The organism is Betaproteobacteria bacterium (assembly GCA_016709965.1).
Taxonomy (GTDB): Bacteria; Pseudomonadota; Gammaproteobacteria; order Burkholderiales; family Rhodocyclaceae; genus Azonexus; species Azonexus amarohabitans.
The window spans coordinates 1,400,598-1,412,604 of the sequence record JADJLT010000001.1; the positions used below are offsets into that span (position 1 = coordinate 1,400,598).

9 protein-coding genes and 2 pseudogenes are annotated in these 12,007 nt (G+C 59.3%); 5 read left to right on the plus strand and 6 right to left on the minus strand.

Annotation, left to right across the window (positions count from 1 at the left end; genetic code table 11):
• Window positions 1–57 precede the first annotated feature (57 nt).
• From IPJ12_07055 to IPJ12_07065, 3 genes are all read right to left on the minus strand, one after another.
• On the minus strand, window positions 58–906 hold the full coding sequence (locus tag IPJ12_07055; GenBank protein ID MBK7646906.1) for an HDOD domain-containing protein: 849 nt from the start codon (window positions 904–906) through the stop codon (window positions 58–60).
• Between the two features lie 67 nt (window positions 907–973).
• Window positions 974–1,432: a single-stranded DNA-binding protein gene (gene ssb / locus IPJ12_07060; GenBank protein MBK7646907.1), complete on the minus strand. Its 459-nt coding sequence runs from the start codon at window positions 1,430–1,432 to the stop codon at window positions 974–976.
• 12 nt (window positions 1,433–1,444) lie between these two features.
• The gene (locus tag IPJ12_07065) at window positions 1,445–2,632 is read right to left on the minus strand and encodes an MFS transporter (GenBank protein MBK7646908.1); all 1,188 of its coding nucleotides are present in this window, start codon (window positions 2,630–2,632) and stop codon (window positions 1,445–1,447) included.
• 280 nt (window positions 2,633–2,912) lie between these two features.
• Between IPJ12_07065 and aspA the strand changes: the two genes are divergently transcribed.
• The 3 genes and pseudogenes from aspA (at window position 2,913) to IPJ12_07080 (ending at window position 5,387) form a co-directional block, all read left to right on the plus strand.
• Window positions 2,913–4,337, plus strand: coding sequence for an aspartate ammonia-lyase (gene aspA / locus IPJ12_07070; protein MBK7646909.1), 1,425 nt, complete (start codon window positions 2,913–2,915; stop codon window positions 4,335–4,337).
• Window positions 4,338–4,378: 41 nt separating this feature from the next.
• Window positions 4,379–4,672: pseudogene (locus IPJ12_07075) on the plus strand (cation:dicarboxylase symporter family transporter).
• 157 nt (window positions 4,673–4,829) lie between these two features.
• Complete coding sequence (locus IPJ12_07080; GenBank protein MBK7646910.1) at window positions 4,830–5,387, plus strand: hypothetical protein; 558 nt, start codon at window positions 4,830–4,832, stop codon at window positions 5,385–5,387.
• A gap of 19 nt (window positions 5,388–5,406) precedes the next feature.
• On the opposite strand, the gene IPJ12_07085 is transcribed toward IPJ12_07080, so the two are convergent.
• Window positions 5,407–6,240, minus strand: coding sequence for a restriction endonuclease (locus IPJ12_07085; GenBank protein ID MBK7646911.1), 834 nt, complete (start codon window positions 6,238–6,240; stop codon window positions 5,407–5,409).
• Between the two features lie 420 nt (window positions 6,241–6,660).
• Here IPJ12_07085 and uvrA point away from each other — a divergent pair.
• Both uvrA and IPJ12_07095 read left to right on the plus strand, forming a co-directional pair.
• Window positions 6,661–9,484: pseudogene (gene uvrA / locus IPJ12_07090) on the plus strand (excinuclease ABC subunit UvrA).
• Window positions 9,481–9,855, plus strand: a complete 375-nt coding sequence (locus IPJ12_07095; protein MBK7646912.1) for a diacylglycerol kinase — start codon at window positions 9,481–9,483, stop codon at window positions 9,853–9,855. The pseudogene uvrA and the gene IPJ12_07095 overlap by 4 nt, the downstream one beginning before the upstream one ends.
• 15 nt (window positions 9,856–9,870) lie before the next feature.
• On the opposite strand, the gene IPJ12_07100 is transcribed toward IPJ12_07095, so the two are convergent.
• Together IPJ12_07100 and IPJ12_07105 are read right to left on the minus strand one after the other, a co-directional pair.
• On the minus strand, window positions 9,871–11,067 hold the full coding sequence (locus tag IPJ12_07100) for a GGDEF domain-containing protein (protein ID MBK7646913.1): 1,197 nt from the start codon (window positions 11,065–11,067) through the stop codon (window positions 9,871–9,873).
• Between the two features lie 135 nt (window positions 11,068–11,202).
• A complete protein-coding gene (locus tag IPJ12_07105) occupies window positions 11,203–11,952 on the minus strand; it encodes an amino acid ABC transporter substrate-binding protein (protein ID MBK7646914.1) in 750 nt (249 codons plus the stop codon).
• Window positions 11,953–12,007 lie beyond the last annotated feature (55 nt).

Here is a 12,007-nt window from a genome sequence, read left to right on the forward strand (position 1 = left end):
CTGTTCCCCGTCGATGTCTGGCGGCTTTCTGAGCGAGCCGCTCAATACAATGCTGGCTTAGCCTCCCAGGGCGGCCTTTAGCGAATGCACTTCCTCTTCCGATTCATCGACAATTTCTGCCAGTGTGTCAGCATCGAAAAGTGTATCGAGCATCGACGTATCGATCTCGCCGTCCAGCGTCGCATCCCGCCAGCTGGCAGTCCGATTGGCGATCTTGTTGGCGATAAACAGAACGTCTGAAAGGTTATCGACAGCACTAATCTCACGGTCAGTTTCGTGATCCCGGACAGCCTCAAGCACCGACTCCGGTAATCCAAGCGCCGAAAGCAGTGCATGACCAATGTTGTCATGCCAGTCGACCAGCAAGGCATGCAGCTCTACCTTGTCGTTGAGAAGTTCCGGGAAATTGGCAGCCCGCGACATCAAGTAGAACACCCCGAGGTCATGCACCAGTCCAGCAAACATGGCTTCATCACCGTTGATCTTGGCCAGTTTGCGCGCCAGCACGCGGCACAGTGCGGCAACGTGCGAAGTATGCTCCCACAGGCGCTGGGAAATTCCCTCAAAGGGCTGCATCTGCTTCGACTTGAGCAACTGCTCCATGGCCACCGCAAAAGATACGGTACGCACCGCCTCCATGCCGACCCGGACGATGGCACTCTTCACATCGGCAATCTCGCGACCGCTCGGATTCAAGGCCACCGAGTTGGACATGCGGATGATCTTGGCGCTCATCAACGGCTCTGCACCGATCAGCTTGGAAAGCTGCTCGATGCTCAGATTCTGGTCCTTCAGCGCAGCACGTACCTGAAAGGTAATGTCGAGGAAGGTTGGAAAAGTAATTTCATTGCCGGAAAGATCCCGGGCGATGTCCTCAAGAATCTTGAAAGTGACGGCGCTGGCCATGCTGTATTTACCTCAGTAAAAAATGAAGTTGCGCCGCAGGACGACCACGGCGCAAGCAATGCCTCGATCAAAACGGAATATCGTCGCCCAGGTCTTCGAACGATGGCTTTGGCTTGTTCTTCGCCGGGGCAGGCGCGTAATCGGTCGGCTCGCGTTCGAAACCGCCACCACCGGCTGGCGACCCCATACCCTGACGAGAACCCAGCATTTTCATTTCATCGCCGCGGATTTCGGTGGTGTAACGCTCCTGCCCGTCCTTATCAGTCCATTTGCGCGTGCGCAGGCTGCCTTCAACGTAAACCTGCGAGCCTTTCTTCAGATACTGACCAGCGATCTCTGCCAACTTGCCAAAGAACGAGACACGGTGCCATTCAGTCAATTCCTTCTTCTCGCCGGTTGACTTGTCTTTCCAGCTATCCGTGGTGGCCAGGCTGAAATTGCACATCGCTTCGCCGCTTGCCGTATAACGCACTTCCGGATCCTTGCCCAGATTGCCGACGAGAATCACCTTGTTCACCGATGCCATTGCCCATGTCTCCTAAACAGATTTTGTCGCCACGGCGGCGATGCGCCGTTGCGGAAATTTCATTGAACTTGCTACCACCAGCCAAATAAGAAGCACACCGGTGCAGGCAGCAAAAACTGCATTATCGCCGAAATGCTGCGCAACATAACCGCCTGCCGCGCCGCCGATGAATAGGCCGATGGCCTGCGTGGTGTTGTAAACGCCGAGCGCGGCGCCCTTGGCAGCCGGTGGCGCGGTGCGAGAAACCAGCGACGGCAAGGTGGCCTCCAGAATATTGAAAGCCACAAAAAACAACGTCAGCCACAGCGCGAGTGCCCACAGGCTTTCGCTATAAACCAGCAAGCCGGATTGAACCGCCACCAGCAAGGCGATTGCTGCCAGAAAAATCGGCCGCATCTTGTCCTTGCGCTCTGCAGCAATGATCGCCGGCACCATGATGACGAACGATACGAGGACAGCAGGCAGATAGACCTTCCAGTGCGAAGCTGCCGCCAACCCACCGTGATTGACCAGCGCATGTGGCAAAACGACAAACATGGACATCTGCACCATATGCAGCACGAAAATGCCGAGATTCAGGCGCAAGAGATCCGGATCCATAGCAACCTGGCGCAAGGGCAATTTTGCATGTCCATGCGGCGGTGGTGCAGGCGGTACTGCCTTGAGCAGCAACACGATGGCGAGCAGCGCCAGTACGCCAGTCATGATGAATAGTCCGCTCATGCCGATCAGGCCATACAAAATCGGCGCGCCCACCAAGGAGAGCGCGAAAACCAAGCCGATCGACGAACCGATCATTGCCATCACCTTGGTCCGATGTTCCTCGCGTGTCAGATCGGCAGCCAGCGCCATCACTGCCGCCGAAATCGCCCCGGCTCCCTGCAGTACGCGGCCTACGATGATCCACGTCATATCCGGCGCCCAGGCAGCAACAAAACTCCCCAGCGAAAAAATCAGCAAGCCGATAACGATGACTAGCTTGCGCCCGAAAATATCAGCTGCGATGCCGTAAGGAATATGGAAAAACGCCTGAGTCAAGCCGAAGACCCCCAGCGCAAAACCAACCAGAGCCAGATTGTCGCCACCGGGCAATGTTTTCGCATAGACCGAAAACACGGGCAGGATCAGGAACAGCCCAAGCATGCGCAGGGCAAAGATGGAAGCCAGTGAGGCGCCGGCGCGGCGCTCCTCAGGGCTCATGCGATCGTTTGTGGTAGGCATTGTCGTATCAAATTGTTGCATCGCAGCGAAGCCTTGATCTTAACAGATTGGCGCCATCACTCCCCGCTCACCAGCGTTCGGAAAACCGAATGGCCAACATCAGCAGTTTTCCGGAAACCCGGCGATCGCATCTTTCAAAAAGCCAACAATACATTACATATCAACAAGTTAACAAATCCGGCGCGCTGGCATGCGGCGTGCGTTGATTAATTGGCATAGCAGCACCACTAACCGAACCACCATCCCCTCAGGAGACAAAATGCACATCGAACAAACCCACCGGATTGAACACGACCTGCTCGGCGACCGTGAAATCCCGACAGCGGCCTATTATGGTGTCCACACCCTGCGCGCCCTCGAGAACTTCGCAATCAGCGGCATATCCATTGCCGTCTATCCTGACCTGATCCGTGCTTTGGCCCAGATCAAGAAGGCCGCCGCCCAATCCAACCAGCAACTCGGCCTGCTCGACACGGTGCGCGCCGATGCCATCGCTGCAGCCTGCAACGAAGTCATTGACGGCAAGTGGCACGACCACTTTGTAGTCGACGTGATTCAAGGTGGCGCCGGGACCTCGACCAACATGAACGCCAACGAGGTGATCGCCAACCGTGCGCTGGAAATCCTTGGCCACGGCAAAGGCCAATTTCAGCATCTGCACCCGAACGAACACGTGAACATGAGCCAGTCGACCAACGACGTCTACCCGACAGCGTTGAAGCTCGCCACTTACGTTGGCATTTTCCGCCTCGTGGATACCATGGCCTATCTGCGCCAAGCCTTCGAGCGCAAAGCTGAAGAATTCGCCGACGTGCTCAAGATGGGTCGCACGCAGCTGCAGGATGCCGTACCCATGACCCTCGGCCAGGAATTTTCGACCTACGCCGTCATGCTGGGCGAGGACGAAGAGCGCCTGAAGGAAGCAGCCCTGCTGATCCGCGAAATGAACCTCGGCGCCACCGCCATCGGCACCGGCATCAATGCCCACCCGGACTACGCCGCCATCGTCTGTGGCAAGCTGGTGGAAATCAGCGGCATCCCGGTCCTCACCGCCCCCAATCTGATCGAGGCAACACAGGACTGCGGCAGTTTCGTACAACTCTCGGGCGTGCTGAAGCGCGTCGCCGTCAAGCTGTCCAAAGTGTGCAACGACTTGCGCCTGCTCTCTTCGGGACCACGCGCCGGCTTCAACGAAATCAATCTACCAGCGCGCCAGGCCGGATCTTCCATCATGCCAGGCAAGGTCAACCCGGTCATCCCGGAGGTAGTCAACCAGATCGCTTTCGAAGTCATTGGCAACGACACGACGGTCACTTTTGCTGCCGAAGCCGGCCAGTTACAGCTCAATGCGTTTGAGCCCATTATCGCTCACAGTTTATTCAAGAGTGTGTTGCACCTGAGCAATGGCTGCAAGACGCTTGCCGATTACTGCGTTGATGGCATCACTGCCAACCGCGATGCGCTGCGGGCCAGCGTCGAACGCTCGATCGGCATCGTCACCGCGCTGAACCCTTACATCGGTTACGCCAATGCCACCGAAATCGCCGCTGAGGCGCATCTCAGCGGTCGCGGCGTCGCCGAGATCGTGCTCGAACGCCAGCTGATGAGCCCCGAGCAACTGGCCAACGTGCTGCGCCCTGAGGTACTGACCAAGCCGCAAATGATCCAGCCCCGGGCCGCGTAAGCAAGCGCCCTTCATTCAATGCACAAAACAAGGAAACCATCATGAAAATGAACCGGTTAACCACCCTGATCATGATCGCCATGGTGCTCGGCGTCATGACCGGCTACGCCTGCAACACGCTGGCTGGCAGCCCGGCCGAAGCCAAGGAAATCGCTGGCTACTTCGGCATTCTGACCGACATCTTCCTGCGTCTGATCAAGATGATCATCGCACCGCTCGTCTTCGCCACTCTGGTCGTTGGGCTGGTGCTGGTTGGCGGTTCCCTGTGGCAGGTGTTCGGCAATATTTTCATTTACAACCGGCCGCCGGCCACCTTTGGCTTTGTCGCGCTGCCCATTCTCTTTTTCCTGGCCAAGGGCTTCATCATTCTGCCGCCCAACATCGCCGCCGTCTTCACCTTCTTCGGACGCTATGCCGGCACCCTGCGCGATGATGGCTTTTATTGGGTCAATCCCTTCTACCAGCGCCTGAGGCTGTCACTGCGCGTACAATCTGAACACACCGACGCTCAAGGTCAACGACCGGGCCGGAAATCCGATTGAAGTCGGTGCCGTCGTCGTCTGGCGGATCGCCGACACTGCCCGCGCCGCATTCGATGTCGAGGATTACGCCACCTACATCCTGATCCAGACTGAGTCTGCCGTTCGCGTCGTCGCCAGCGCCCGCTGGTACGACGGCGACGAAAACGGCCAGAACTCCCTGCGCGCCGATCTCGACAAGGTCGCCCAGGCGCTCTCCGACACGATTCAGGAACACGTCGCGCTGGCCGGGCTGGAAATCATCGAGGCCCGTATTGCCCACCTCGCCTATGCGCCCGAAATCGCCAGCGCCATGCTGCGCCGCCAACAAGCGCAGGCCGTGGTCGCCGCCCGAGTCCATATCGTCGAAGGGGCCGTCAGCATGGTGCACATGGCCATCGAGCAAATCGAACGCGAAGGCGTCATCAAGCTGGGCGAAGCCGACCGCGTCCATCTGGTCGGCAATTTGCTCACCGTGCTGGTTTCAGACAATGAAACTCACCCGGTCATTTCGGTTGATAAAGCCGGCTAAGGACTCGCCGATCGGTTGCTCAGGCATCCCGAATGCCCTGGCATGCCGGGAAGCTCGTGCAAATCCAGGAATGCTTTGCGATGTGAACCTCCCGGGTAACCGTCCGCGGCATCATCGCCTTGCCACACTTGGGACAGGCTGGCGGCACCGGGTCATCCCGGCGGCGCGAAAAACCCGGTGATATCGACATGTCGCTCCCCATCGCCAGCATCGCGCGCAGCGAATCGGCAGGGACCAGGCGGATGGAACGCCCCAGCGCCACGACCCGTGCCTCCTCGGTAAACGTCCCCGAGGTGACGATAAAGCCGCCAACCGCGCGTTCGGTACTGATTGCCCGGTAAAGATCGCGAACCGAAGTGACGTCAACATTCGGCTCCCGCCAGCGTCGGCATTGCACAAGGTAGCGGTCACGCCCCATGAACAGCTCGAGGTCCACGCCACGATCCGTTGGCCCGCCAGCGCGCTCGACCACCAGATAGCCTTCCCGCCGGAAAGCCTTGGCCACCAGTGCATCGAACTCCTGGCGACTCATGTGCTCAAGGGCATCTGTTTCGTAGCTGCCCACCACATCAACCGGCACATCGCTGAGCTGGCGCCGACGAAGGAACGAAAGCGCCGAAACAAGCAAAAATAACGCAGGCAAGACATACTGGCAGGCCGCAAACAACATGGCGCCCACATCACGGGAGCCGCCATGACCGAGCACCTCTGCTTCAAATGGCATCGCCTGGGCACTGGCCAGATAATGCAGCGCCCCATAGGCAAGGGCAGCCAGTCCGATGCCCGCCGGCCAGGGAAGACGTGCGGCAACATCCATCACACCTTCGATTGGCGACTGCCGCTGCCGTGACATGAAAAGCCCGATAAAATACAAAAGCATATTCTGATGGCAAGGGACAATTCCGGCAAGCCTTGCTACACAACGAACCACGAAGAAAGTTTGAAAAATTGGCGTTTTTCCCGGTTGACCGTAGTAAATCCATCCGGAGACATTTGTCATACGCATGTTGATTATCTGCAGCCTTGCGCCGCGAATCATCGCCAAACCAACGGCTTGAGCACTCTTTTGCTTGCTCCGTATCCCCATCGTGAAGCCCCTAACTGTCACGGCCGGTGGCAGAGGCAGCAGCACGCTAAGGCAGTCATCCCAAACCATTGCGGCAATACGGCGACTTGACCAGCGCCTGATTTTTATTCCATGGCCAATGAAGCCAAGGGTAAGCCGGCTTTTTTGCGTATAGTTTCTCCTTCCCCAAACACAGAAAAAACGGCGATGGAATTTATCCGTATCCGCGGCGCACGCACCCATAATTTAAAAAACATCAACCTCGACCTGCCGCGCAACCAGCTCATCGTGATTACCGGACTATCCGGCTCTGGCAAGTCTTCACTGGCTTTCGACACGCTGTACGCCGAAGGCCAGCGACGCTATGTCGAGTCGCTATCGGCCTACGCCCGGCAATTCCTGCAACTGATGGAAAAGCCCGATGTGGATCTGATCGAAGGCCTGAGCCCAGCTATTTCCATCGAGCAAAAGCCACCTCGCACAATCCGCGCTCGACGGTCGGCACTGTCACCGAAATTCACGACTACCTGCGCCTGCTTTTCGCTCGCGCCGGCACGCCGTATTGCCCGGACCACAACCTGCCGCTCGAAGCGCAGACCGTGTCGCAGATGGTCGATACCGTGCTCGCCCTGCCGGCCGACACAAAGCTGATGATCCTTGCCCCCGTGGTGGCCAACCGCAAGGGCGAGCAGGTCGACCTTTTGCCGAACTCCGCGCCCAGGGCTTTGCCCGCGTTCGCGTCGACGGCACCGTTTATGAAATCGACGACGTCCCCAAGCTGGCCAAGACGCAGAAACACACCATCGATGTCGTCGTCGACCGCCTGAAGGTCCGCGACGACATGCGCCAGCGCCTGGCCGAATCCTTCGAAACTGCGTTGCGCCACGCCGAAGGCCGGGCCATGGCCCTCGAGATGGATACCAACGTCGAACACATGTTCTCGGCCAAGTTCGCCTGCCCGGTCTGCTCGTATGCGCTGCAGGAGCTGGAACCTCGCCTGTTCTCGTTCAACAACCCGATGGGTGCCTGCCCGAAATGCGACGGGCTAGGCATCATCCAGTTCTTTGACCCCAAGCGCGTCGTCACCAATCCGGCAGCATCGCTGGCCAACGGCGCCATTCGCGGCTGGGACAAGAAAAATCAGTTCTACTTCCAGATCATTGAATCCATCGCCGACCACTACGGTTTCTCGGTCGACACGCCCTTCGAGCAACTGACCGAGGCCGAGCGCCAACTCATCCTCTACGGCTCCGGCAAGACCGAAATCAATTTCCGCTACCTCAACGAGAAGGGCACGCGCTTCGACCGCAGCCACAGCTTCGAGGGCATCATCCCCAACCTCGAGCGGCGTTACCGCGGCAGCGAATCGAATGCCGTGCGTGAGGAATTGTCGAAATACGTCAGCAGTTCCGCCTGCCCAACCTGCGCGGGCACCCGGCTGCGCATCGAGGCGCGGCACGTGCGGGTTGGCACGCACACCCTGCACGAAATCAGCCGCCTGCCACTCGGCGAGGCGCGCAATTACTTTAACTGCCTGACCCTGACCGGCAACAAGGCGCAGGTAGCCGACAAGATTTTGAAGGAAATCACCGCCCGGCTGAGCTTCCTGATCAATGTCGGGCTCGACTACCTGTGCCTCGAACGTTCGGCCGAAACGCTCTCCGGTGGCGAAGCACAACGCATCCGCCTGGCCTCGCAGATCGGCTCCGGCCTGACCGGCGTCATGTACGTACTGGACGAACCCTCCATCGGCCTGCACCAGCGCGACAACGACCGCCTGCTCGAAACGCTGAAGAACCTGCGCGACATGGGCAACACCGTGCTGGTGGTGGAGCATGACGAGGACGCCATCCGCAGCGCCGATTACGTGGTCGACATCGGCCCCGGCGCCGGGGTCCATGGCGGTGCCATTGTGGCGCAAGGCACGCCAGCCGAGGTGCAGGCCAACCCGCTGTCAATGACCGGCGATTACCTGTCCGGCCGAAAATCGATTTCGGCGCCAAAATCCCGTCGACCGCAAGATCCTAACAAACAGCTCAAAGTCGTCGGCGCCTACGGCAACAACCTCAAGGACGTCACGCTGGAAATCCCCGGCGGCCTGCTCACCTGCATCACCGGCGTTTCCGGCTCCGGCAAATCAACGCTGATCAACGACACGCTGTACGCGGCAGCCGCCAAGCACCTCTACGGCTCCACCACCGAACCGGCGCCGTACAAGGAAATCGTCGGCCTCGACCTCTTCGACAAAGTCATCAACGTCGACCAGGCGCCGATCGGCCGCACGCCACGCTCCAACCCGGCGACCTACACTGGCCTGCTGACGCCGATCCGCGAACTGTTCGCCCAGGTGCCGGAATCGCGTGTCCGCGGCTACGGCCCCGGCCGCTTCAGTTTCAACGTCAAGGGCGGGCGCTGCGAAGCCTGTCAGGGCGACGGCATGATCAAGGTCGAGATGCATTTCCTGCCCGACATCTACGTCCCTTGCGACGTCTGCCACGGCAAGCGCTACAACCGCGAAACGCTGGAAGTACAATACAAGGGCAAGAATATTTACGACATTCTCGGCATGACCGTCGAGCAGGCGCGCGAATTTTTCGACCCGGTGCCCAACATCGCCCGCAAACTGCAAACCCTGGTCGACGTCGGCCTCAGCTACATCACCCTCGGCCAAAGCGCCACCACGCTCTCCGGCGGCGAAGCCCAGCGCGTCAAGCTGGCCCTCGAACTCTCCAAGCGCGACACCGGCCGAACACTATACATTCTTGATGAGCCGACCACCGGCCTGCATTTCCAGGACATCGAAATGCTGCTCAGCGTGCTGCAGCGGCTGGCCAACAACGGCAATACCATCGTCGGCATCGAGCACAATCTTGATGTCATCAAGACGGCAGACTGGATCGTCGATCTCGGCCCGGAAGGCGGCGACGGCGGCGGGCGGATTCTGGTATCGGGAACACCGGAACAAGTCGCCAAGTGCAAGGGCAGCCACACGGGGCGCTTCCTGAAACCGCTGCTGGATAAGAAGAAGTGACTTCCGCCGCCGACTTCAAAGGCAAGAAGGGCCTGACTCGCCTGATCAACGCGCTTGGCTATTCGCGCGACGGACTGCGTGCCGCGTGGCAGAACGAGGCGGCGTTTCGTGAAGAAATCCTGCTCGCAGCCATCACCATTCCGCTGGCGCTCGTATTGGCAAAAACCGGTGTCGATCGGGCGCTAATGATTGGCAGCATCATCCTTATCCTGATTGTTGAAATCCTGAATTCTGCCGTGGAAGCGGTGGTCGACAAGGCGTCACCGGAGAAGAACGAGCTGGCAAAACGTGCCAAGGACATGGGCAGCGCGGCAGTGCTGCTCAGCCTGCTCAACGCTGTCGTGGTCTGGCTCTGCGTCCTTTGGCCATAGCGGCGCCCAGCGATTTCAGGCTTCGGCGGCGGGTGGCACACCGCTAATAACCACCCGGTTACGGCCTAGCCGCTTGGCTTCGTAGAGGGCTTCATCGGCCCGTTTGAGAGCGATTTCTATCGGGCATTCACTGGCATCGGCCAGCCCGATGCTGACCGATACCTTGACCTGGCGCCCGTCAGGTAGCCCGACATCCATCTCGGCACAGCGAACGCGCAGGCGTTCGGCCAGCTTCTCCGTCTCGGCAGGCTCGATTTCCGGAAACAGGAAGGCGAACTCTTCGCCGCCATAGCGGCAGACCAGATCGGACTGCCGCACGGCCTCCTGAACCAGATCGGCAAAGGCGCGCAGCACGGCATCACCGGCCGCGTGCCCATAGGTGTCATTGAGCCGCTTGAAATAATCGAGATCGGCCATGGCCACCGTCACCGCGCGCCGATAGCGCTGCGCGCGCTGCAACTCGACCTCGGCGGTCTGCATGAAATGCCGGCGATTCATCAGCCCGGTCAGACCGTCCTTGTTGGCCAGCTGTTCCAGGACCTTCCGGGTTTCGTCGTTCTGAATCAGCAAGGCATGTTGTTCCTGTATCGCCGCTTCGACGGCCTGGATTTCAAGCATCAGCGATGCATGAAACTCAGGTGCCGGGCGGTCAACGCTGAGTGTCGACAACGCCTTGTTGATGCGCTGCAAGGGGTGAATCAAGTGGCGCCGGACAAGCACCATGAAGGCGACCAGGAACAAGCCAACCAGCACCAGCACGATCATCAACTTGTAGCGAGCCAGCTTCATGGCGGTCGATGCAACGTTGAGGTCGTTGGTTGCAAGGTTGATGCCCTGGATCGATATGTCGTCAACCTGCGAACCGAGGCGCACCGCCAGCCGTTGCCACTCCTCATAGCGCTCGGATGGTCGATGTTCGTCGTCAACCGGCGTACGCACCACATTGCCGAGGAATTCCTCGGCCTCCCTGGCCAGCGGGGCCGCCCCCGGATGTTCGAGAATGCTCGGATGGCTGGCGATCAGCGTGACCACAAACAGGGACTGCTGGCGGGCCGCCACCGAGCTGACTGCAAAGATGCGTTCACCTTCCTGGCGGAGCTGTTCCAGATTTCTGGCAAGCCGTTGGTAGCGGATGATTTCCGGCACCGTCTGCTCCTGCAGCCGGCCATTGGCTTCGACGACACGCTGCTGATCAAACGAGAGCAGAACCACCGCAGCACCGAAAGCGAGGACGAAAATCAGCGCCAGCAGCGAGAAGGCACGACCGGCATGAAACCCTTGGCAGGCTTTATCAAAGCACGCCCCCGGGATCAGGACATGGTTGCGGCAATCGACAATTGGCGGGCATCAACTCACACGAAATGGCAGATAGCGGGAATTGATTCGATCATACGTCCCATTGCGCTTGATCCGTTCGAGTGCAGCGTTAATTTCAACGACCAATTCGGGCCGAAACAGCGACACGCCAAAGGATGCATCGCCGCCCAGATCCGGCGAGCGCAGCACGGTAGCGGCCAGTTCAAGTTGTCGAAAGGCCTCGTTGTTTTGCAGATTGAGGGCCGTCAGCATCGGCACCAGCGCCGCTTGAACTTCGCCGGCAACCAGCGGCACGCCAAGTTCGCCATTCGTTGGCACCGGACGGATTTTCCATCCCTGCCGCCGAGCATATTCCTCCTGAGCCGAGCCGCTGACCACGGCAACCCGAACACCCTCCTGCCCCGGCTGGACATCTTGCCGTGCCTGCCACATGGAAAAGGAGCGGTAGTAAGGCTTGGCAAAAAGGAGCTTGCCGCGGCGCTCCGGCGTTTCGAGCAAACCGGTCGCCACAATATCGGCCTTGCCCCGCGTCAGGCGGTCAATCAGCTCGCTTTGCACGGCCACATCAAAGACACAGCGGGCACGCATTTCGTCGCAGATGGCCCGGGCAATATCAACGCTGAATCCGGTCAGCCGGCCAGCTTTGTCACGGAAGGACATGGGCGGCGCATTGTCGATGACCAGTACGCGCAGCGAAGGCTCGGCGATGGCCAATCCCCCGCCCCATCCGCCGATCGACAGGAAAAAGCAAAGCAGGGAAACGAGCGCGCGACGCGGCATGCTATATGGGTGAAAAATCCAGATGATCAGTATAGTCGTATTGGCTAGCGAACCG